The organism is Paenibacillus qinlingensis (assembly GCF_031455095.1).
Taxonomy (GTDB): Bacteria; Bacillota; Bacilli; order Paenibacillales; family NBRC-103111; genus Paenibacillus_E; species Paenibacillus_E qinlingensis_A.
The window spans coordinates 179,709-203,205 of record NZ_JAVDSB010000004.1 but is presented as its reverse complement, the minus strand read 5'-3'; the positions used below and the strand labels follow the sequence as shown (position 1 = coordinate 203,205).

The window sequence follows — 23,497 nt, the reverse complement described above, 5'->3', positions numbered from 1 at the left end:
GAGGTGAAGGGAAACAATATCCAGTTAAGAGCTAAGGAATATTGAAGTACCCGTATATTACTTTTAAACCATGGAGGGGATAAGCTTGCAAAAAAACAGATGGCTTCTTGCAATGATGATGTTGATTTTTGCAGTCGTTTTTGTGGCATGTGAGAGTGAAAGTGAGGCTCCAAAAGCAAGTTCAGCAGTCGTGAAAGAAACAACAGGTCCAGTAGCATCAGCGCCGCCTGCCAAGATAGAGACATACAAAGAAGCCCCAATGTTGAATAAGCTTGTAACGGCAGGAACGATTAAACCTGTGGCGGAACGGATTCCAGCAAAAGACGAAATTATGGTCGAAAAAGTAACAGATGAGATCGGCAAATACGGCGGCGACTGGAAAATGCCATGGGGTGGACCTAATGATCGCTGGGCTGTTGGTCAACCTACGGAGGAGTCGTTATTTCGTTTTAATAAGGATGGAAGTGAGGTTGAGCCTAACGTTGCCAAAAGTTATGAGGTCAACAAAACCTCAACGGAATTCATTATCCATTTGAGAAAAGGCATGAAATGGTCGGACGGTGTACCTTTTACAGCGGATGATGTCCTCTTCTACTGGGAGCACATGCTCACGAAAGAGACTTTCGGGAAGAAAATTTATGATGCTTATTACTCCGTCGACCCTGTATCGGGAGAAAAGGCTCTAGCTACAGTGACTAAAGTGGATGACTACACCTTTAAAGTAACGCATAAGTATCCAAGCGTTCAATTCTTGGAGCGTGTTGCTATCGATAATAAATGGTTCTTCGCACCGGCACATTTCCAAAAAACGATATTGCCTGAGTTTGTAGGCGAAGCAAAGGCGCTCGAAATTGCGAAGCAATGGGGCTTTGCAGATGTCAAATCTTTCTTGGTCGCAACAGGCTATTACTACTGGGTTAACCCGCAAATCCCAACTTTAAGACCTTGGGTAGCTAAAAACGATCCGAATAGTGATCAATTCATTATGGAGCGCAATCCTTACTATTGGAAAGTGGACAGCGCAGGAAATCAACTGCCTTATATGGACCGTATCGTGGCTACCAAAGTTCAGGATCCAGCACAAAGAGTGCTTGGCGCTTTAGCTGGCGATTATAATTTGCTTGGATTTGATTTTAAAGATTTCACCGTATTAAAAGAAAATGAGAAAAAAGCAAACTTCAGTGTATTGGCTTGGACGACAGCAGCTTGGTCAAGTACAGGGCTTCAATTCAATCAAACCATTGCTGATCCTAATCTGCGTAAACTCTTCCAAGATATTAAATTTAGAGAAGCTGTTTCTGTTGCGGTCGACCGCAAAGAAATTTCGGAAATTGTTACGAACGGATTAGGCGTACCTCAACAAGCTTCCGTTCCAGAAGGTTTGGTGGGCTACCAAAAAGGCTGGGCCGATCAGTGGAGTAAATTTGATCAAGCGCGTGCTAATCAACTGCTAGATGAACTTGGTCTGACCAAACGTGATAAAAATAACTTCCGTTTAAATGCTGACGGTTCTGATCTAACCATTACGATTACTGAGAACACGACCAATACGGCAACTTTCTTGGAATTAGTAAAAAAATATTATGAAAAAGTGGGAATAAAAGTAGACATCAAAGTTGTAGATGCCGGCACGCATAATGATCTCAAATACGCAAATAAGATTGCAGCAACGACAGAAAATATTTCCCTTGTCAATGTGGCTTTCAGACCGGATACACTTGTACCGCTGCGCGTATTGACACCATGGCTTGGCAATTATGGCTTGTATACGTCCTCTAATGGTAAAGAGGGAGTTAAACCGGAAGGTGACATCGCGTTAGTTATGGATTACTGGAATAAAGTTAAATCATCGACAACGAAGGAAGATATTACGAAGTGGAGTAATGAAATCATTAAACTCAATCAAAAGAATCAATGGTTAATTGGTTATACGGGTCCAACACCAAATCTGATTGTTGCATCCAACAAGATGGGTAACGTGCCTAAGAATTTAATTTTCGCTGATGAATTCCGCAGCTTAGGTCATGGACATCCAGCCCAATTCTTTATCAAACAATAGGTCGTTGTTAGCGACATACAGGGGAAATTTAATTTCCCCTGTATGCGTTACAAGAGGATCATCGAATTAACCGGAGAGGACAGGATCGAGATGCTCCAATATATTTTAAAAAGAATCGTTTTGGTCATACCCGTCGTTTTTGTTATATCCGTTATTGTATTCTATATCATTCAGTTGCCTCCGGGTGACTATGTTTCATCGTATGCAGCGAAGATGTCCGCGGCTGGTGAGATCATGACACAAGCAGATATCGCCGAAATGAGATCAGCCTTAAAATTGGATCAACATTGGTTTGTACAATATTTGGAATGGATGAAAAACATTTTCACCGAATTTAACTTTGGATATTCGTTTAGCTTTAATAGGCCAGTTATGGATGTCATATCGCAATATATGGCGTTAACGCTGATCGTTTCTGTGGCGACGATGGTATTTACCTATGCCGTAGCCATTCCAATCGGGATCTATTGTGCAGTAAAACAATATTCCATTGGTGATTATATCTTCTCAGCTTTCGGTTTCCTTGGTATGGCTACACCTCACTTTTTGATGGCGATCATTCTCATGTATTTGTCCTATGTGTATTTTGGTGATCCGTTGTTAGGTCTATTCTCCAATGAATATGCGAGTGCGGCATGGTCGATGGGTAAGGTTCTTGACTTGCTGAAGCATATGATTATCCCTATTATCGTGATTGGTTTGGCGAACACAGCAGAGCTCATTCGCGTCATGAGAGGGCAAATGCTGGACGAATTAAATAAGCCGAATGTAGTGACCGCACGGTCCAAAGGCTTATCGGAAATGAAAATATTACTGAAATACCCGACGCGTGCTGCGCTCAACCCTATCGTAAGTACCCTTGGATGGTCACTAACGTCGATTTTTACTGGTTCTACGATTACGGCGATTGTTCTTAATTTGCCTATTCAAGGTCCCGTTATGTATAACGCCTTATTAGCCCAAGATATGTATCTAGCAGGTACGTGGTTATTGTTTATGGCCGTACTGACGGTTGTAGGTACGTTGATATCAGATATTTTGTTGGCATGGCTCGATCCCAAAATTCGCACTGCATTCAGAGGTGTGTAACTATGAAACCAATTACAACGGTGCGTAAACAACTCCTGCCTAGCTTCAAGCGTCCGAAAAATAACGATGTCTATTACAGCTCACAGTGGCGTCTTATATACCGCAGATTGAAAAAACATAAATTAGCCCGAATCAGCTTAATCATTCTAGCTAGTTTCTACCTAGTAGCACTCTTTGCTCAGTTTATAGCCCCTTATAGTTTGGAAAGCTACGACAGCAAATATGTCAATGCGCCACCAACGAAATTGAGTTTTAAGGATGCTGAGGGCAACTTTCATTTCAGACCCTTTGTTAATGAACTGAAATCCGGGAGAGATCCTGTTACACTGCGGAAAAAGTTTGTCCAGGATGAGAATGTTCGCCATCCGCTGCGTTTTTTTGTGAGGGGTGAAAGCTACAAATTCCTGGGTCTGATTCCAACAAGTACCCACCTATTTGGTGTTGATGAACCTGGTCGTATCTTTCTGTTCGGTACGGACGGAATGGGGAGAGATTTACTTTCACGTGTTGCCCTAGGCAGCCAAATCTCACTAAGTATTCCACTCATCGGCGTGGGGATTAGCTTTGTCCTTGGTTTATTTATAGGTGGGATATCTGGCTATTTCGGAGGATGGATTGATTCGGTTATTCAGCGGTTCATTGAAATCATTCGATCATTTCCAACGCTGCCGCTCTGGATGGCCTTATCGGCTGCCATACCAGCCCGTGTCCCTGTAGTGACCATGTATCTCTATATCGTCATCATCTTTGCCTTCATTGGTTGGACGGATTTAGCCAGGGTTGCGAGAGGGAAGTTCATCTCATTAAAAAATGAAGAGTATGTGTTAGCAGCCAAAATAGCAGGCGTCAGCGACGCTAAAATTATCATTAAGCATCTTTTACCTGGCTTTATCTCCTATTTGGTCGTGGCGACGACACTCGCCATCCCGGGGATGATTCTGGGCGAGACGGCTATGAGCTTTCTAGGTCTGGGTATCCGATCTCCTGCGACCAGCTGGGGTGTATTGCTTCAGGAAGCACAGCAAATTGAGAATATTGCTTTGTATCCATGGAAGCTTTTCCCTCTCGGATTTGTCATTGTTACCGTGTTAACGTTTAACTTTCTAGGCGACGGTCTGCGTGATGCAGCTGATCCATACAAGAAATAAACTAAAGTAAGGCGGGGAATGTCATGACATCACATGCTAGTATTGATTCGCAATCCGAGCTACCCCTACTGTCCGTTCAAGACCTCAAGATACGTATTCAGATGGATAATGGGGAAATGAGAGCCGTAGATGGCGTTGATTTTGAAATAAAAAAAGGAAAAACACTTGGGCTTGTTGGCGAGTCCGGCTGTGGGAAAAGTCTAACCAGCAGAGCCATTATCAGTATTAATCCCAAAGAGTGTGAAACTTCAGGCAAGATTGTGTATCACTCCACGTCGGAGAAAGCGCTTAATGAATTAAACTTGTTATCGCTAGATACAAAGGGGAAGCAGATTCGATCCATTCGCGGACGCAAGATTGCGATGATCTTTCAAGAGCCGATGACAGCATTTTCACCGATGTACACAATTGGCAATCAGATCATGGAATCGATTCTCATCCACCGCACCAAGGATAAAAAAGAAGCCAAAAAAATTGCGCTTGAAATGTTAAGTAAAGTGGGCATTTCGGATGAGGCGAAGAGATTTGATCAGTACCCGCATGAGTTTTCAGGTGGTATGCGTCAGCGTGCGATGATCTCCATGGCATTATCTTGCAACCCTGAATTGTTAATCGCGGATGAGCCCACGACTGCGCTCGATGTCACTATTCAAGCGCAAGTGATGGAGCTGATGAAGGGACTTCAGAAAGAGTTTGGCATGGCCATTCTCCTCGTAACGCATGATTTAGGCATTATTGCTGAGATGTGCGATGAAGTAGCTGTCATGTATTTAGGCAAAATTGTGGAGCAGTCAACGGTTGGAGAGATCTTCAAAAATCCGAAGCACCCCTATACCAAAGGGTTGCTCAACTCGATGCCGAGATTAGCTGGTAATCGCAATACTCGCTTGGAATCCATCGAAGGTACGGTTCCGATGGCCATCGACATGCCTCCAATGTGCGGCTTTTATGAGCGGTGCAAAGATCGGATCGAAGGGGTATGCAATAAACAAGCCGTGCCCAAAACGCAAATAACGGATAATCATATGGTTAGATGTTTTCTTTACAAGAATGAAGGTGAGGAGAATCAGCATGTCTAAGCCTATATTGAAAGTAAACAATCTAATCAAGAATTTTGAAGTGAAAGACAAGAATAAGTTGTTTAGCAAGCCCTCCTCCGTTCGTGTGCTGAACAATGTTTCTTTTGAACTTATGGAGGGAGAAACCTTAAGTATCGTTGGTGAATCAGGCTGTGGGAAAACGACGCTAGGCCGTTGTATCGTGAGGGGCATGAACGCATCGTCAGGGGAAGTGATATACCATCCGGAAGGTGATGCGAAAGTTGATTTTTTAGGCCTACGGGGCAAAGAATTTAAGAAGTTCAGAAAAGACATTCAGATGATCTTTCAGGATCCGTATTCGTCATTGAGCCCGAGAATGAGCGTCTATGACATTATTTCGGAGCCGCTGCTTGCCAATTTTAAGCTAACGAAAGCGGAATTAGACGAAAAAGTGACCCTGATTGCCGAAAAAACCGGGTTAAATGTCAGTTATCTCAAACGGTATCCGCATGCTTTCTCCGGGGGGCAGAGACAACGTATTGCGATCGCTAGAGCGCTTATTTCACAACCTCGACTCATCGTCTGCGATGAAGCGGTATCCGCCCTGGACGTATCAATCAAAGCGCAAATTATTAATCTATTAAAAGACCTGCAGCAGCAGCTACAGATTACGTATATTTTTATCTCTCACGATTTATCGATTGTGCAAAATATATCTGACCGGGTAGCCGTTATGCACTTAGGTCGAATTGTTGAATTAGCACCTGTGGAAGCACTTTTTGATCAGCCAAAGCATCCCTATACAGAGGCTCTGTTGTCTGCCGTGCCGGAGCCTGACCCGGACTATAAGAAGGATCGCATCATTCTCGAAGGCGAAGTTCCGAACCCGGCCAATCCGCCAAGTGGATGCCATTTTCATCCGAGGTGTATGTACAAGACCGATAAGTGTATACAAGAAGAACCTGAGCTGCGGGATATAGGCAACAATCATTATGCCGCCTGTCATTATGCAAGCGAATTAAACTTAAGAGGTGTCGCACATGAATAAACGAGTAACGAATGATCATATCGCGGTTGATCCCAATGCGAAGAAATTAATTGTATTTCTAGACTGCGGAGATACGATTATTGATGAATCAACTGAAATTAGAGATGACTACGATGTGGTTATCAAGGCTGATATTATCCCAGGGGCAGATATTATGGTGAAGACGCTTGCTGAACGGGGCTATATCCTGGCACTTGTAGCAGATGGCAGAGCACAATCGTTTAAAAACATGCTGACAGATCATGGTTTGTATGATTATTTTACGACGATGGTATATTCTGAAGCCGTTAAAGCTGCTAAACCACATCCTCGCATGTTTAAAGCAGCGATGGGTGCACTAGAACTTACGGAGCAGGATTGCTCACGAATTGTTATGGTAGGTAATAACTTAAGCCGAGACATAAAAGGTGCTAACGAAATGGGGATTACGAGCATCTTCTTGAGCTGGACGCCACGCTACCCGAAGCTGCACGAAGACGAAAGTCAAAAGCCAGATTATACGATAAGCAATCCGGTGGAATTAATTGACTTAGTGGAGAAGCTTAATGCACAATTGGCTTAAATGGACATTGTAATGAAGGGAAGTTTATCTAACCATGGCTAAAATTGATGATGTCGCAAGATTAGCGAAAGTCTCAAAAGGGACGGTCTCCAACGTCTTTAGCCAAAAAAGACCGACGAGTAATGAAGTCAGGGAACGTGTCATGAGCGTTTCCAGGCAATTAAACTATGTCCCCAATCACACGGCGCGAAGCTTAGTTACCAAGAAAACGATGGCGATTGGGTTAACCATTCCGCATGGCAGTTTTTTCTTTAGCGCATTCCATACGCAATTTATCAATGGGGTTATTCTAGAAGCGTCTTATTATGGGTATAGGGTCTTGCTGGATATTATTCCTTTGCAGCAGGTGAAAACGCCGTTCTTGACAAGTTATCCGATTGACGGTGCTGTCGTTATGCGACCTACAACCAATGATGAACGCATTAATCTGATGCATATGGGACAGATCCCATTTGTTACCGTTGGTCACGTGATGAATGAAAATATTGAACATTCCTCAAGTGTTGATAACGATAATCAACAGATTATGTTCAGTATTTGCGAATATTTAATGGATAGAGGCCATAAAGACATTATGTTTTTGAATGCCAATGAGCTTATGACAGTGTCAATTGATAGAAGGGATAGTTTTATCAAAGCGATGAATGAGCGTGGGCTTGACGTTGCTGAACACATGATTCATCATAAGCCGGATTTGAGTTCAAGTGAATACTTGGATTATGGCTACGAAGAGACAATGAATATCCTTGGTAAACAGAAGAAGAAGGTCACCGCTATTATTGCGGATGATGACCGTACGGCATTCAGTGTTCTGAATGCGATCAAGGATTTGAATCTCAGTGTACCTGGCGATATTTCTATATTTGTTATCTGTGGAGACCATTCCATGATGGTTCAATCCAACCCCTCTTTGACAAGTATGGATCTGCAGCCTTCTGAGTTAGGAGCGCAATCTGTTCGAATCTTAATGCACCAATTGGGCGTGCTTCCAGGTGACTTCGCTGAGAATGTCATCGTTGAAAGCAAAATTATAGAACGAAATTCATGTTCGACAATTTGAGCTTTTACAGGGTCACATAGGGTAAGCAAATAGAGGAGGGAGCCGAATGAGCACTCGAAAATGGCGGGTAGGTATGATTGGACTTGGCGGTATCGGCGATTATCACAGGAATAATCTGGCGAAAGTGGCCCATACAACCGTTGCGGCCATCTGTGATGTGAATGAGACAGCAGTGCAGCAGGTTGGAGAGCGTCTGAATTTGCCAAAAGAGAAGAGATACAGTGATTATCGAGCACTCCTAGCTGATCCTGACATCGACTTCGTTATTTCAGGGGTTTCGAATAAATACCATTATGACATTTTGAAATGTGCGATTGAGAACGGTAAACCCATTTTCTCGGAGAAGCCCTTTACACGAACCTTGGAAGAGGCTGATGAACTGCTACGCTTATATGAGCACAATCCGATCCCCTGCATGATTGGATTCTCCTATCGGTATAGACCGTGCTTTCAATATGTGAAGCAACTGGTTACGGATGGCGCTCTAGGGCGGATTCGGCATATCGCTGCGCATTACCTGCAAGAGGAAAACGCGCCGATGTTTAATAAGGAATATACGTGGCGGTTTAATAAAGAGATGGCAGGATCCGGCATATTAGCGGATATTGGCTCACATATGGTGGATGCGGCACGCTTCTTTGTAGGCGAATTTACGCAGGTATCCGGTATGATGAGCACGTTTATTGATCGTCGGTTAGATAAGCGGACGGGACAATACACTGAAGTCGATGTGGATGACTTTACTTCTTTCCAGTGCGTACTTGATGACGGTGTGATGGGCTCATTTTATACCCATAAGAATGCAATTGGGACAGGTAATCAATTTAACGTTACCTTGTTTGGAGATCTGGGCACGGTTCGAATCTCCGTTGAAAAGCCGAATGAAGTCCATTTGACGCTCAGATCTGGTGACAATCTACAACTGACCGAGTCCACCATTCACTTAGATGAGAAGTCCGTGAAGCCGATGCTGCAGGATTTTGTGGATTATTTGGAGCAAAAGAATTCTTCATCGCTCCCTACGATTATGGATGGATACCGTAACCAACAAGTGCTGCAAGCGATCATCGACTCAGCAAAAGATGGCGTGACGCGAAGCTTATAAATGCTTTTCGACTAGCATAAGGGAGGGCTCTCATATGATCAGAGTAACGATTTGGAATGAATTTCTCCAGGAGCAAAGAAAAGAAGAGGTTGCTCGCATCTATCCAAAAGGCATGCACGGAGCTATTGCAGATGGGATTAGCCAAGATGGCTTGGAGATTCAATGTGCAACGTTCAATGAGCCTGAACATGGCTTAACGCAGGAAAAGCTGGATCAGACAGACGTCCTTATTTATTGGGGACATGTTGAGCACAAAGGCTTTCAGGATAACGTCGTAGACCGTATCTGTAGACGCGTACATGAAGGTATGGGACTCATCGTACTTCACTCCGGACATCATTCTAAGCTGTTCCGCAAATTGATGGGCACTTCCTGTGATCTTCTATGGAGAGAAGCAGATGAGAAAGAGCGGTTGTGGGTCCTTGATCCATCCCATCCCATTGTAGAGGGAATCGGTCCCTACATCGATTTGGAAGAAGAGGAAATGTACGGGGAACATTTTGATATTCCTACACCCGAGGAACTAATATTCGTCAGCTGGTTCCAGGGGGGCGAGGTATTCCGCAGTGGGTGTACGTATCGTCGGGGCCAAGGGAAAATCTTCTATTTCCGTCCAGGCCACGAGACGTATCCGACTTATCACAACAAAGATGTGCAACGGGTCATTGCTAATGCAGTGAAATGGACAGCCCCCGTGAAGAGAGAAAAGACATTTTATGGGCATCACAAGCCGCTTGAGGAAATTAAGAAGTGAGTGAGCAGCTATGCAGGAAGCTTCTTTCATGGAGAAAGAAGCTGTTTGGTTTGCGAATGAATTAGGTAGTAAAGCTGGGATTCGCAGAGATTCTTGATTGAGGTGAAGATAATGACATATCCCTTACTAACTGCTCATACGGGATGTATGGGTACACCTGATAACAGTTTATTTTCAATAGAAACAGCGCTCTCTAGCGGGGCTGACATTGTAGAAGAAGATATATTAGTAACTTCTGATGGCGTCCTCGTACTTTCTCACGACGATAGCGTGTACGCCGCAGATGGAAAGGCATACAGGATTTCCAGCATGAGCTACGCCGAACTGAGTCAGTTGGATATCAATGCACATAACGGAGCTCCTGGCGAGACCATGCGAATTTTATCGTTGGAGTCGGTTCTGCCTCTCCTTCGGGCATCAGGTAAAATCATGAATCTAGATCTGAAATCCGATGACTGTGTGGAGCCTGTTGCCCGATTCGTCGAAAACAATGGACTACATGAAAAAGTCATTCTAAGTGGATGTGAGACCAGTCGTGCTCACGCTGTAAACAGAACGGATTCGCGTTTACGTAAACTACTGAACGTGGATACGTCCTTATTTTTAGCCCTAAATGAAAGAGAAGCTGCTCGCATTAGTTGTGAGGACGCTTCTAGCGCCAACTGCTTCGGACTTAACGTGAATTATCGTGTTGTAGGACCAGAACTCCTTCAGGCAGCAGCCAATCATAAGCTGGATGTCTACATCTGGACGGTAAATGCAGAAGAGGAGATGAAGCATTTTATGGAGATGGGGGTTCACTCGATTACTTCTCGTAATATTGCTGCTTTGGTACAAGTACGGAAGGAAGTTAGCGGATGAATGAGTAGATCGGAGGAGAGAACAGTGCGGCAACTAGAGAAAATATATGTTGTTTTCAAAACTCACGTAGATTTGGGTTTTACGGACTTGGCCAGCAATGTGGTCTCCCAGTATAGAGAAGAGATGATGAACGACGTTCTAGCTGTATGTGAAGACACCCAAAAGGATGGCCCTGATCATCATTATGTGTGGACACTGCCTGCATGGATGCTGAAGGAATGCTTGGATACGCCGGATTCAGTAAGAAAGGAAAGACTGGAGGCTTTAATTACGAACGGACAATTGCGTTGGCATGGGCTTCCCTTTACGACACATACGGAGTTTTGCGGCACCGAAGAATATATTAGAGGGTTATACATCTCAGAAGAACTTCGGAAGCAATATGGGCATACGGCAATCTCTGCTAAAATGACGGACGTCCCCGGCCACACGTGGATGCTGCCTACCTTATTGAAAAATGCAGGCATTTCGTTTTTGCATTTAGGCGTAAACTCCTGCTCTTCACCGGTCGATTTGCCACGGTTGTTTCATTGGGAAGGTCCAGACGGCAGCAGGGTATTAACCTATTATTCCAAAGGTGCATACGGCACAGACCTGACGCCGCCAGAGGATTGGCCCTATCCGATTTGGATAGCGCTGCTGCAAACGCAAGACAACTACGGTCCACAGGATGGCTCTGTGGTGCAGGACTTGTTGGATGAGATTGCGAGGGAGTATCCAAATACCGAGGTCAAAATCGGGACGATGGATGATTTTGCACGCGACTTTGAAGCGAGAGACTATCCCGATATCCCTGTAATTCGCAAGGATTTAGCGGATACATGGATTCATGGGATAGGCACTTATCCGGAAGAAGTATCTAGGGTACGGCGGATGCGCTCGGATATTGCAGCACGGGAGAGCTTAGCGACCGTGGAGCAACTGCAAGGATTGCGTGGTAATGATCACAAGAATGCGATAGCGAAAGCTTATGAACACACGCTGCTATTCGGCGAACATACATGGGGCATCGATATTAAATCCAATTTATTGCCTGGCCGTAATAGCCAGCGCGCTTTCGGGAAGGCAGCGATTGAGAAAGACCGCGCGATGTTTCCGGACTCTTACGTCAAGACAGAAGCTTCTTGGGCCGAGCAAAAAAACTACGTAGACCAAGCGGAGAAAGCGTTAAGCGAAGTTCACCCTTTTACAGTTGGAGATTCAACTATCATTGGCGTGTATAACCCGCTTGCTTGGGAACGACTGCACGTGAAGATCGCACTGGATCATGGTAAGCCCGGTACACTTACGGATAGAGCAACGAAGCATGTGTATACCGTTAATGAAAGCGGTGAGGCTTACATTGGTGATTTGGCACCGATGGGGTATCGAACTTTTACCTATAGGGAAATCGTTGGCGACGTTCATATGAAGGCCATTGCCGTGAAAAATGGCGAAAACGCGGTATTGGAGAATCATTCCCTACGTATCGTTGTTAACACCGAGTCGGGCGGTGTGACTAGCTTTTATGATAAGCAGAATGAGAAGGAATGGACCGTAAACGGACGATTTGCCCAATACGAGTATGATGTTTACGGAAAAGAGGAAATTCTGGATTTTGTAAAAGCCTACAGCTATGATCTAACGGATTGGTATGTGAACGATTTTGGGAAACCGGGTTATCCTAGAATCGATCATAAGCAGTATGGGCTGCATCTTGTTGATGTTAAGACCTCAAATGGCGATGGCTGGGGCCGTATTGAAATCCGTTTTACATCGCCGAATGAAAGTTATGAAGAGTTTGGAAATGGCGAGGAGATCATTCTCTTGCTCCACTTGGAAGAAAATCAAACGTATGCCGATATGCAAGTGACGGTTCATCGTAAAGCTTCTACGGCGTATGCCGAGAGTGGGCATTTCACGTTTGCCCTGAACGCGGAACAACCGAATTATCGGTATCAAAAATTAGGCAGTGTTGTAAATCCGCTTATCGATATTGAGAGAGGTGCGAATACACGCTTGCACTGCGCTAGTCAATGGGTTGACGTACAGGACGATCAAGTAGGCTTGACGATTATTCCATTCGATACGCCGTTATTTTCCATTGGGGAAAAAGGCATTTATCACTATTCCAAAAAAGTGTATGTCCCCGAGCAGCCAATCCTGCATTTCAACCTATTTAACAATCAATGGGGGACGAACTTCCCACAATGGATCAGCGGTAGCTTCCAATACGCTTATCGGTTAGTGCCTCACGCGGGGGATTGGCAGGCAGGATGCGCACAGCAGCAAGCTGTCGAAGCATGCATGCCGCCACAGGTGACAGTGGGGTGGGATCCTGCGGCGCCTACAAGTTATCAATTGCTGCAAAAGGGAGTAGTAGGGATCCATATGCTTGCCTTCAAAAAAGCGGAGCAAGGTGACGCGTACGTTGTACGCTTCCAAAATCTACACGATACATGCCTAGCGGTGAGGTTGCCATTTACAGAAACCATTGCGAATGTAAGGGAATGCGATCTGGTGGAGCGTACCTTGGAAACGAAAGTTGAATTTGGCAGCGATTATCTTGCTGTGACGTTGAATCCTTATGAGATTAAAACGATGAAGCTTTGGTTTACATAAAGCGGATGTAGAGACAGACAGCTGGTGTGCAGCTGTCTGTTTGTCCTTTTGAAAAAATACTATTCGTATCCTACTACGTTTGGTAAAATGACAGTGTTACTATAATGAAAAATACAATTCTTGTCATAAAATAAGCGGATTTATCTGATTGGGAGGAAAAGAGTCACAATGAAACGGACATGGACCAAATTGGCTAGATGGATGCTGGGGGCAGTTGTGCTAGTTTTCAGCGGCTATGCTTTGTTGGGGGATAGTAATCAGGTTACAGCTTCTGTACCTGTTTCTGTTATCTCACCTCAGCAAACAGTCATAACGAACACGACGACGGAAGTTGTCCTGCAAGCTCAGATAGGGGCTAGGGTTGAGATTTTTGAGGGTGAAACGATGCTTATTGCAAAAAAAGTAGAGGGCTACTCGGTTGTAAAGCTTGAATTGCCTCTCCTTGGCAAAGGCGTGCATGTGCTTACGGCAAGTGTGCTTAATGGCGCTGAAGCGTATGTTATCGCATTGCCTCCGATCGTAGTTCACCAGAGCGATGTGTTCACGATTGCAGACGTCTCAACGATTGCTTCAGCGTTACCTGAGCATCATGAATGGGATATGAATGGGGATAACGTGTTTGTTCCCCAAGATGAGATTGCCTATTTGCTTTCTAGGATTGACCCCATCGCAGTTGTGAATCCTATCCAAGATTTGAGTGTTGTCCAAACAGCGACAACAGCCACATATGCGACCCTTACATATAGTAAGCCAGTTGGGGCAGATCGTGTAAGATTACTTAAAAGTGAGGATAGTGAAATATTTACGGAAGTAACCTCGCTCAGTGTTAACGAAGCGACTTATATTGTAAGCGGACTGATGCCGGAGACGACTTATCAGTTTAAGTTGGATGTTATCGGCGGCGTTCATGCGGGAGAGTCGAATGTGGTGTCTGTTGTGACAGGAACTGAGATCCCACCAACTGCTGGGCCGTATCAGGCATTGGATTTTGATGGGATCGATGATTATGTGCAAATCGAGCATAATGAGATTTATAATTTGTCGTCGTTTACGATTGAAGCTTGGGTGAAACCGGAGGCTTTCAAATGGAAGACAGGCATTGTGTCTAAGTATCAGGAACAAAACACACCATCCTTTACACTTCGAACAAGCGATGAACCGTACAATAGAATTAACTTTCAAATAGGAGATTATAATGAAGTTAATTCTAGTACTTATCTTCAATTGAACCAGTGGTACCATTTGGCAGCAATATATAATAGTGCTTCTCATATTATGAGGCTTTACATTAATGGTGAATTAAATTCAGAAGCTGTATACGTCGATTACAGTACGAACTCCTCCCCGATTACCATCGGCGTAGATTTCTTAGATTCCGCTCACTCGAATTCTGCAGCTCGATATTTCAACGGCCAAATCGGAGAGGTCAGATTCTGGACAACAGCCAGATCAGGAGACCAAATTATAGTAGATATGGACAATCATGCGGCATACCAAAGTGATCCGGACCTTGCCGGATACTGGACATTCCGCAATGGAGCCAATGACCAGTCCGGCCATGGTCGAAATGGATTCATTCATGGAAATCCTGTATCGAGGCAGATAACTGTGTTGGAATAGTAAATAAGTGAATGAAAAAAGGAACTTAGCGGTTGGATACAATGGTACCTGCTAAGTTCCTTTTTTCGTGTTCCCGTAACGTTATTTACAGTGGCCCCTTTGCAGCGTACCCCTACTTCAACACCGCTGTTGCCAAATACGTACGCAGCGAGAGAAGGATCGCCTGTTCCCGCGTAGTATTACCGTGCGGATCGAGCTTATTGCCAGCAACACCATTCATAATGCCATAGTTGACAACAAAGTTCATGGCATCTTGCGCCCAGCTCGAGATAGAGCTGGAGTCGGTGAAGGTTGTTTTCAAAGTTGTATCCAGAGCTACACCTGTCTTCGCTAATCGCACTGTCCTCAGCAGCATGACACTCATCTCTTGACGGGTGATAGGATTCTTAGGCCCAAAGGTATCGTTCGTCAGGCCGTTCACGATCCCCAACCGATACGCCTGATTCACTTGCACATTATTCGTATCTTTGAACACGGGATTATAGTCAGGTGCTAGCGTGTTCCCCGTCAGCTTCTCATAGAGCCGAACGGCGAGTCCAGCAAAATCCTCTCTCGTAATCGCCTCTGTATACTTGCTCAAAGTTTGGCTGGTCGTTAATCCGAGACCAAATGCTTGCTTCAATTCAGGCAAAGCCCATGGGCTGGCGCCAGCAAAGATATCGGGGACATTCGTAATAACGCCGTCCAATTTGCCAATAAGATCGGGAGAAACGGTGATCTTGGCAATGTCATCGAGTGTGTCAAGTTTGGTTTTGCCTGGTTTCAAAATGGGTTGTATACCCGATCCCTTCAACAGAGGGGTATCGATTTGAATGTCTTTAATCTGGCCGAGTGGTGGGGATGTTTCCACGATGGTGACGGCTTCTCCAGGAATCAGGTATTCAGGAATGGCATACTGGTCAATGATGGGCTTGATTTGGTACACGTACCAAGTGTTAGTGGTTTTACTTGTTTGTGTATCTACATAGGAAACTTGGCCGATTGAATCGGTTTTGCCTGATAGGGTGAAAGTCTTCTTACCATCAGGTCCCGTTCTTGTAATGTCGTAGCGGGACTCCATATTTGAATTATCCAGCCACGTTAGTGTCACGGATCCATTGGCATTGGCTGTGGCTTTCACATCGGTGGGGCCCCCAGGCTGCTTTACGGCGTAAGCTCTAGATATATAATCATCTTCACTGTTGCTTCCTACGAGGGGATCAAACCAAGCATGGATACGAAAGAGTACAGAAGTGAGACTGGCATCAATCGGAAGCGTTAGAGCACCGCCTTCCCCGCGTGTGAGTGGTATCCAGCTTACGCCATTATCACGCGAATAGAATAAAGTATCGGTTGAAGTTGTAGACACAGCTTTATTTGTATTATACATAATGACGAAGGGGACCTCTGCGGTCACATATTGAAGCCAATCTTGGTAGTTACCCCCTATTGGACGCAGGTCCATGCCATAAATATTTGCATCTGCGCTAGTCTTAGACCCCCCAATGCTTAGGCCAGTAACTACCAGTGCACTGGCAGTTAGGAGCAGCGAAGCTTTTCTCCACAATGAATACATACCCAGCCTCCTTCATATCGTTGAATCAACATTTTGAGGCTAGCATAACAGTCAACTTGTTCGCTGTCATGAGCGAAATGGGCTAATTTTCCAATCAATTACACACAAGAAACCACTAATTTTAGCGAATTGTAGCGAATGCAGCTATCGCCGGGGATGACATTGTATATTGCCAATTCGTCCTGAGATGAAAAATGGATGCCCGAATGAGAGATGTACCCTATCTGCGAAGCAAGTGTACGTGGAATACCGCAATTGTACCTATCTAAGGCAGTCGAATTGCCCCTACAATAAGCATAAAGAAAGCGTAATCATTATGGGGGAACTACATGTATGAATGAAATGAAGCTATGGTATGATCGTCCTGCATCGAACTGGTCGCAGGGTTTACCCATTGGAAATGGAAGATTGGGTGCAATGATCTACGGCGGTGTGGGACATGAAACCTGGAGTTTAACAGAACTCACCTATTGGTCAGGGAAGCCCGAATCACTGTCAGGGTCATCCAAAGGTAGAGCAGATTTGGATCAAATGCGGGAGCATTTTTTTGCTGGCGATTATAGGCGGGGAGACGAGTTGGCAAAACAATCCCTGCAGCCAAAGAAAGGGAACTTCGGTACGCATTTATCGATGTGTGATGTTCAATTCACGTTTGAGCAGCCAGGCGATCAACTGGTTCGGGAACTGGATCTTCAAAGTGCTTGCACACAGACAGTCTATACTTCAGGCGGGCATAGACAAACAAGAGAAGTATGGGCTTCGCATCCAGACGGAATTGTGGCCGCACGATTGTTCAGCGAGCAGTCTGGAGGTTTATCACTCACGCTGCGTATTCTTGGAAGAACAGAGCGATTCACTGCAACATTAGTGGATAAGGAAACGTTTGTTTTTGAGGGGCAAGCAACGGAACGTATGCATAGTAACGGGGAGTGCGGTGTAAGCTGCCAAGGCGTATTAAAAGTCATTACCCATGGAGGCAGTGTGACCGCAGATGCAGCTACTGGCCAAATTAAGATAGATCGAGCTGACGACGTTGTAATCTATTTGGCAGCGAACACGAATTATGGCAGCAACGATGACGAGTGGATGTCAAAGTCGTTGCTCCAGATAGAGAACGCCATAGCTAAGGGATATGAGCGACTGAGAGCGGATCACGTGGCTGACTATCAGCGGTTGTATGACAACGTCAACCTAGACCTAGGTGTAAGCAAGAATTCGAGCTTACCCACAGACAAAAGAATAGAGCTATTTCTGCAGGGACGGGATGATGATCCGCACTTATTTGCTTTATTTTATCAATATGGTCGCTATCTAACTATTGCTGGATCAAGGGCGGATTCTCCGCTGCCGCTTAATCTGCAAGGGATTTGGAACGATGGTGAAGCCAATCGTATGCAATGGAGCTGCGATTATCATTTGGATATCAATACGCAAATGAATTATTTCCCGGCAGAAGTCAGCAATTTGGCGGAATGCCATCTTCCCTTAATGCGATTCGTATCGCAATTAGCGGGGAGTGGAAGAGCGGCGGCGAAGCATTTCTATGGCTGCGAAGGATGGGTTGCTCACGTATTTACGAACGCTTGGGGATTCGCGTCTCCCGGCTGGGAAACATCGTGGGGACTTAACGTAACGGGAGGCTTATGGATTGCCACGCATCTTCGGGAGCACTATGAATTCGGGCTGGATCAGACTTTTCTCGCAGAGACCGCGTATCCAGTTCTAAAAGAGGCTGCTGCCTTTTTCCTCGACTATATGACGGTTCACCCGCAATATGGTTGGCTAGTGACAGGTCCATCGAACTCGCCGGAGAACAGCTTCTATATAGATGATCCGCAGCGAAGCGAATATCAATTGTCCATGGGCTCCACGCTGGACCAGGTACTGGTGCGCGATTTGTTCGCATTTTGCCTAGAAGCATCGGAATTGTTGCAGGTGGATATGGAGCTCCAACAGGAGCTGAAGACGGCCATTGCTCTATTGCCTCCGCTGATGATTGGCCGAAGAGGACAATTACAGGAGTGGCTTGAAGACTATGAAGAGGCGCAGCCAGACCATCGTCACTTATCTCATCTCTTCAGCTTATATCCTGGCAATCAGGTAACGCCTGAAGGTACGCCAGAGCTCAGTGCTGCAGCAAGGGTAACGCTCGAGAATCGCATGGATCGTGAAACGTTAGAGGACGTTGAGTTTACGTTAGCTGCACTTGCAGCGAATTTTGCCAGACTACAAGACGGTGAGAATGCTTACAAGCATCTCACGCATTTAATTGGTCATTTGTGTTTTAACAATTTGTTAACCTACTCCAAGGCAGGGATCGCAGGAGCCGAAACGAATATATGTGTGGTAGACGGTAACTTTGGCGGGACTGCGGCTATTGCTGAAATGCTGCTCCAAAGTCATGCAGGAAGCATTCATTTGCTGCCAGCGCTTCCTGCTAAGTGGCACACGGGCAAAGTTACGGGATTGCGGGTAAAAGGGAACGCAGAGGTGGATGTCACTTGGGCGAATTGTGAATTGGTCGAGGCGAGAATTCATGCATACTCAGCAGTTCATACGTCGATCCGTTACGGTGAACATAAAGTCGAGATGGCTCTGGAGCCCAATTGCACGTACCAGATCGATAGGAAGTTGAACATCAACCTAATCTGAATATCAAGTAGACCAAGGCAGCTACAGTCAGTATAAGCGTAGTTGCTTTTCCTTTTGTTTATCCAGAAAAAGAAATGATATAATGAAATTCAATTTAGATAACGCTTTCATTTTAAGGGGGGATAGGGTTCATGCCGAAATTCTCGCGAATATTCCGTAAATTTCTGATCTCCTATATCATCATTTTGTTAATTCCAAGTATTGCTGGCTATATGTCCTATCGTACTGCGATTGCAGTAACGCAATCCGTATCTATTGAGAATAACGTGACACAGCTTCGGAAGAGTCAAGATATTTTGGAGCGAAGGATGGCTGAAGTAGAAGGCTTTACGAGACAGCTGGCGCTGAATCAGGAATTGAGCGTTCTTATGAATGAGAAGGGAATGGATGAGAAGGTCAATTTATATGGCATTTGGAAAGTAAATAATGATATTAAGGCTTTTAGCCAAACCAACGATTTCTTACAGCAATTCTATATCTATTTAAATAATTACAATGTGCTCCTAACGCCAGCGTCTTCCTATTTCCAGCCGGAACGTTACTACCAGTCCTTCCGTTATAAGGATCTACCCGCGGATGAGTGGAAACGAACACTTTTAGAGCAAACGCACAACAGGGAAGTCATACCGCTGAAGCCTTTTATAACGAATGGTGTGCAAACCTCTGTAATTACGTATATCCAATCGCTCCCGTTAGACAGCTTTAGTGGTTCCGCACGCGCTACCGTCGTTGTTCTCATTGATGAAAAGGTCATTTCCAGCCTCCTATCTGATCTTAAGGATCAATACGGCGGGTGGTCTCACATTAGTGACGCGCAGGGGCATACCCTAAGTTTACTCGGAATGAATGAAGCGGATGCAGCGAAGCTGGCCTCAGACAACAGCTTCGATCAAATGAAAGCGAGTCAATTCTATAACGATGATCTCGTGATTACGATTCGTTCCAAAACGACAGGATGGGTCTATAGAGCGGGTATTCCTAGACATGTACTAATGGAAAATGCGAATAAAATCAAATATATTACGTGGTCAGTGACAAGCAGCGCTCTTGTCGTGGGATTGTTAGTAGGGCTGTGGCAAGCTTATCGCAATAGTACGCCTATGCATCGACTGCTGAATGTGATGAAAGAGCAGTTTGGCAAAGATGCAGCTGTAGGACGGAATGAGTACGATTTTTTACAGGGCAATATCTCGAACATGATTTCTAATAATAAGCGTCTTGAAAATGAGTTGAACCGCCAACTCCCATTAATTCGGGATGCCTTCTTGAAGAGGCTGATCGCCGGTGAGTTCCGGTCCCTCGAAGAGATTGCCGCAGCTGCTGAACAGGCCAATACAGGGTTGGAGGCGAACACGGGTTATACGAGTATTTTGCAAATCAAAGGATACTCGGGGATGGACAACGTTGAGATTCTTAACGAGTTGAGTGCAGCTCGATTCATTATGAAACAGACGGTGCAGGATCTAGGATGGCTTGTTCATATGACGGATCTGGGTGCTGACCGGGTTGTGGTTATTTTTGAAGGGATAGCATCTGCAGAAGACACGCCAAATCAAGAAATTGAGCGAATTCTGAATGAGCTTGCTGAGTACTTATTTGCTGAGTACAAAATTACCATCATCGCAGCCATGAGCAATCCATTTACTACGGTTATGGAGATCAGCCATACGTATGAGCAAGCAAAACAAGCGTTAGAGTACGCCTTGCACATGAATCGAAAAGGGGTCATCTGGTTCTCCGATGCGAGGTTAGAAAGTGATACGTATTATTATCCGCTTGATATTGAGCTGCGCTTCATCAGTACAATCCGAGCGGGGGATCTTGAGGAAGCCAGACGAATTCTGGACGCGATTATTGCCCAAAACATTGAAAATCGCGAACTCTCCATTGAGATGAAGCATCAGCTGGTTGGCGAGTTGAAGGGCACTTTCTTGAAATTGTTGTATCAGAAAACATTTCAGGAGTCGGAGATTTACGAAGTAGTGAAAAATCGCGTCACTGATATTCAGGCGAATGAGGAAATGGATGCGATTCGGCAGGATATCGATGAGATTATGGCATCCTTATGCGGATTAATCGCCACCAAAAAGAACGATCATCATAATAAGACCGTGGAGCAAGTGATGACATACATCGGTGAGATGTACAGTGATCCTGATCTCAATCTCTACCGCGTAGCGGAAAAAGTGGAGCGTCCAGAGAAATACATCTCCAACCTGTTCAAAGAGGTAACGGGGATGAATTTATCGGATCATCTGGAGCAAGTGAGAATGGATCAAGCTGCCAATTTGTTAAAAGGGGATACGTACACGGTAGACGAAATTGCAGCGCGTGTCGGATACAACAGCTCGCATTCTTTCCGCAGAGCGTTCAAGCGGGTGCTGGGTGTTTCGCCAAGTTCGTATCGGCAGTCTACGACGGAATAATGATAAAGGAGCTAAGCGGCTTGATGCGCTTAGCTTTTTTGTTGTTGGTGCTTACCCCCGCCACCCAGTTAAGTGGATATGCGGAAGAGTAACGTTGAGTGGTCGATAAACGTCGTCTCAGTAGGCGAAAATGTGTTGGAGTAGCTAATTAGAAGTCCGAGACGTCCGAAAATGACGTCTCGGAGGTGGATATGCGGAAGAGTGACATTGAGCGGTCGATAAACGTCGTCTCAGTAAGCGAATATGAGTTGGAGTAGCTAATTAGAAGTCCGAGACGTCCGAAAATGACGTCTCGGAGGTGGATATGCGGAAGAGAAACGTTGAGCGGTCGATAAACGTCGTCTCAGTAGGCGAATATGAGTTGGAGTAGCTAGTTAGTAGTCCGAGGCGTCCGAAAATGACGTCTCGGAGGTGGATATGCAGAAGAGTGACATTGAGCGGTCGATAAACGTCGTCTCAGTAGGCGAAAATGTGTTGGAGTAGCTAGTTAGTAGTTCGAGGCATCCGAAAATGACGTCTCGGAGGTGGATGTGCGGAAGAGTGATGTTGAGCGGTCGATAAACGTCGTCTCAGTAGGCAAAAATGTGTTGGAGTAGCTAGTTAGAAGTCCGAGGCGTCCGAAAATGATGCCTCGGAGGTGGATGTGCAGAAGAGTGACATTGAGCGGTCGATAAACGTCGTCTCAGTAAGCGAATATGAGTTGGAGTAGCTAATTAGTAGTTCGTCCAGCGCATAGTAAAGGAACCTACTGCGGTTACACCGCGTAGCATCGCAGCCTCCTAGGTAAAGTTGGATGCTCACAAGACAGATGTACCCACCATTTATCGTCAAGTGTACGTGGAAAATCGCAAATGTACCTATCTAATACGGGCAGCTATCCCCTAGAATAAGGCTCAAGAAAGCGCAATCATTATAAGGCAGATGATCTTAGGGGGGTTTATTTTGGACAAAGGACTAGTCACCAGTCAGAGATCGCTGATCAAAAGCAGTCGACTTAGCCTCATGGAGGCAGCAACGCGAAGCTTCAAAAAGCACTGGCAGCTGTATCTGCTCATCATTCCACCTGCGTTATATTTCCTGCTATTTAAGTATTATCCGATACTGAACGCAGTGCTTGCTTTTAAGGACTACAATGTCACGAAAGGCATCTGGGGGAGCCCCTGGGTGGGGTTTAAGCACTTTAAATTGTTTTTTGAAAATCCGATGTTCTGGACACTAGTGAAGAACACCATCTTCATAAGTGGATACCTGCTAATTGTTGGCTTCCCGATTCCCATCCTATTGGCGCTGGCCATTAATGAGGTTCGAAATCAACGATTCAAGAAACTCGTCCAACTCGTCTCATTTGCACCCTATTTCATATCTACGGTTGTGATGGTGTCCATTATCATGCTCTTTCTGGCACCTCGACTCGGGTTTGTGAATGTGGTGATGAATCATTTTGGCATGGATTCGATTAACTTCCTAGGAGAACCCGGCATGTTCCGCTCCATCTACGTGTGGTCGGATATTTGGCAGACGGCTGGTTATTATTCGGTCATTTTTTTAGCAGCCTTAGCAGGCGTAGATCCTTCCCTCTATGAAGCGGCCAAAGTAGATGGTGCTTCACGGATACAGAAAATCATCCATGTTGATTTACCTGGCATTTTGCCCACCATTGTCGTCGTCCTTATCTTAAATGTAGGGAACGTCATGGCGATTGGCTTCGAGAAGGTCTATTTATTGCAAAATCCACTAAATACGGTGAATTCGGAAATTATCGCGACTTATGTGTACAAAGTGGGACTGCTGAATGCGAATTACAGCTTCGCCACAGCCGTCGGATTGTTTAATTCAGTCATCAATTTAATCCTGCTCATTGTTGTGAATAGATTGGCTAGGAAATTTTCGAATCATAGTATTTGGTAAAAAAGGAGT

16 protein-coding genes are annotated in these 23,497 nt (G+C 45.1%); 15 read left to right on the top strand and 1 reads right to left on the bottom strand.

All coding sequences use genetic code 11. The features are described 5' to 3' along the window. The first annotated feature begins 85 nt into the window (after positions 1-85). The 12 genes from J2736_RS14275 (at position 86) to J2736_RS14220 (ending at position 14,947) form a co-directional block, all read left to right on the top strand. On the top strand, positions 86-2,059 hold the full coding sequence (locus tag J2736_RS14275) for an ABC transporter substrate-binding protein (RefSeq protein ID WP_310499268.1): 1,974 nt from the start codon (positions 86-88) through the stop codon (positions 2,057-2,059). Between the two features lie 42 nt (positions 2,060-2,101). Further along, positions 2,102-3,148 carry an ABC transporter permease gene (locus tag J2736_RS14270; protein WP_310499267.1) on the top strand — a complete coding sequence of 349 codons (1,047 nt, stop codon included), beginning with the start codon at positions 2,102-2,104 and terminating at the stop codon, positions 3,146-3,148. Positions 3,149-3,150: 2 nt separating this feature from the next. Next, entirely contained in the window at positions 3,151-4,296 is a 1,146-nt protein-coding gene (locus tag J2736_RS14265) for an ABC transporter permease (protein WP_310499266.1), read from the top strand. Positions 4,297-4,319: 23 nt separating this feature from the next. Continuing rightward, entirely contained in the window at positions 4,320-5,375 is a 1,056-nt protein-coding gene (locus J2736_RS14260) for an ABC transporter ATP-binding protein (protein WP_310499265.1), read from the top strand. Continuing rightward, positions 5,368-6,384 (top strand): ABC transporter ATP-binding protein, encoded by a 1,017-nt coding sequence (locus tag J2736_RS14255; RefSeq protein WP_310499264.1) that lies wholly within the window; start codon positions 5,368-5,370, stop codon positions 6,382-6,384. The genes J2736_RS14260 and J2736_RS14255 overlap by 8 nt, the downstream gene beginning before the upstream one ends. Further along, a complete protein-coding gene (locus J2736_RS14250; protein ID WP_310499263.1) occupies positions 6,377-6,946 on the top strand; it encodes an HAD family hydrolase in 570 nt (189 codons plus the stop codon). The genes J2736_RS14255 and J2736_RS14250 overlap by 8 nt, the downstream gene beginning before the upstream one ends. 34 nt (positions 6,947-6,980) lie before the next feature. Beyond that, complete coding sequence (locus J2736_RS14245; RefSeq protein WP_310499262.1) at positions 6,981-8,006, top strand: LacI family DNA-binding transcriptional regulator; 1,026 nt, start codon at positions 6,981-6,983, stop codon at positions 8,004-8,006. Between the two features lie 46 nt (positions 8,007-8,052). After that, positions 8,053-9,111, top strand: coding sequence for a Gfo/Idh/MocA family protein (locus tag J2736_RS14240; protein ID WP_310499261.1), 1,059 nt, complete (start codon positions 8,053-8,055; stop codon positions 9,109-9,111). Positions 9,112-9,145: 34 nt separating this feature from the next. After that, positions 9,146-9,865, top strand: a complete 720-nt coding sequence (locus J2736_RS14235; protein WP_310499260.1) for a ThuA domain-containing protein — start codon at positions 9,146-9,148, stop codon at positions 9,863-9,865. A 111-nt stretch (positions 9,866-9,976) separates the two neighbouring features. After that, positions 9,977-10,726, top strand: a complete 750-nt coding sequence (locus J2736_RS14230; protein ID WP_310499259.1) for a glycerophosphodiester phosphodiesterase — start codon at positions 9,977-9,979, stop codon at positions 10,724-10,726. Further along, entirely contained in the window at positions 10,727-13,327 is a 2,601-nt protein-coding gene (locus J2736_RS14225) for a glycoside hydrolase family 38 N-terminal domain-containing protein (RefSeq protein ID WP_310499258.1), read from the top strand. 168 nt (positions 13,328-13,495) lie between these two features. Then, on the top strand, positions 13,496-14,947 hold the full coding sequence (locus J2736_RS14220) for a LamG domain-containing protein (RefSeq protein ID WP_310499257.1): 1,452 nt from the start codon (positions 13,496-13,498) through the stop codon (positions 14,945-14,947). 112 nt (positions 14,948-15,059) lie between these two features. On the opposite strand, the gene J2736_RS14215 is transcribed toward J2736_RS14220, so the two are convergent. Beyond that, entirely contained in the window at positions 15,060-16,502 is a 1,443-nt protein-coding gene (locus tag J2736_RS14215; RefSeq protein WP_310499256.1) for an S-layer homology domain-containing protein, read from the bottom strand. Positions 16,503-16,835: 333 nt separating this feature from the next. On the opposite strand from J2736_RS14215, the gene J2736_RS14210 reads away from it, so the two are divergent. The 3 genes from J2736_RS14210 to J2736_RS14200 all read left to right on the top strand — a co-directional run bounded on the left by J2736_RS14210 (position 16,836) and on the right by J2736_RS14200 (position 23,488). Then, positions 16,836-19,154, top strand: a complete 2,319-nt coding sequence (locus J2736_RS14210) for a glycoside hydrolase family 95 protein (RefSeq protein WP_310499255.1) — start codon at positions 16,836-16,838, stop codon at positions 19,152-19,154. 131 nt (positions 19,155-19,285) lie between these two features. Continuing rightward, entirely contained in the window at positions 19,286-21,580 is a 2,295-nt protein-coding gene (locus J2736_RS14205) for a helix-turn-helix domain-containing protein (RefSeq protein WP_310499254.1), read from the top strand. Between the two features lie 1,002 nt (positions 21,581-22,582). Further along, entirely contained in the window at positions 22,583-23,488 is a 906-nt protein-coding gene (locus tag J2736_RS14200; RefSeq protein WP_310499561.1) for an ABC transporter permease, read from the top strand. Positions 23,489-23,497: the final 9 nt, after the last annotated feature.

Coding starts and splice junctions, on each gene's coding strand:
- J2736_RS14235 (WP_310499260.1), top strand. CDS start 9,146: ATGATCAGAGTAACGATTTGGAATGAATTTCTCCAGGAGCAAAGAAAA.
- J2736_RS14255 (WP_310499264.1), top strand. CDS start 5,368: ATGTCTAAGCCTATATTGAAAGTAAACAATCTAATCAAGAATTTTGAA.
- J2736_RS14215 (WP_310499256.1), bottom strand. CDS start 16,502: ATGTATTCATTGTGGAGAAAAGCTTCGCTGCTCCTAACTGCCAGTGCA.
- J2736_RS14205 (WP_310499254.1), top strand. CDS start 19,286: ATGCCGAAATTCTCGCGAATATTCCGTAAATTTCTGATCTCCTATATC.
- J2736_RS14230 (WP_310499259.1), top strand. CDS start 9,977: ATGACATATCCCTTACTAACTGCTCATACGGGATGTATGGGTACACCT.
- J2736_RS14250 (WP_310499263.1), top strand. CDS start 6,377: ATGAATAAACGAGTAACGAATGATCATATCGCGGTTGATCCCAATGCG.
- J2736_RS14220 (WP_310499257.1), top strand. CDS start 13,496: ATGAAACGGACATGGACCAAATTGGCTAGATGGATGCTGGGGGCAGTT.
- J2736_RS14225 (WP_310499258.1), top strand. CDS start 10,727: ATGAGTAGATCGGAGGAGAGAACAGTGCGGCAACTAGAGAAAATATAT.
- J2736_RS14200 (WP_310499561.1), top strand. CDS start 22,583: ATGGAGGCAGCAACGCGAAGCTTCAAAAAGCACTGGCAGCTGTATCTG.
- J2736_RS14265 (WP_310499266.1), top strand. CDS start 3,151: ATGAAACCAATTACAACGGTGCGTAAACAACTCCTGCCTAGCTTCAAG.
- J2736_RS14245 (WP_310499262.1), top strand. CDS start 6,981: ATGGCTAAAATTGATGATGTCGCAAGATTAGCGAAAGTCTCAAAAGGG.
- J2736_RS14240 (WP_310499261.1), top strand. CDS start 8,053: ATGAGCACTCGAAAATGGCGGGTAGGTATGATTGGACTTGGCGGTATC.
- J2736_RS14270 (WP_310499267.1), top strand. CDS start 2,102: ATGCGTTACAAGAGGATCATCGAATTAACCGGAGAGGACAGGATCGAG.
- J2736_RS14260 (WP_310499265.1), top strand. CDS start 4,320: ATGACATCACATGCTAGTATTGATTCGCAATCCGAGCTACCCCTACTG.
- J2736_RS14210 (WP_310499255.1), top strand. CDS start 16,836: ATGAATGAAATGAAGCTATGGTATGATCGTCCTGCATCGAACTGGTCG.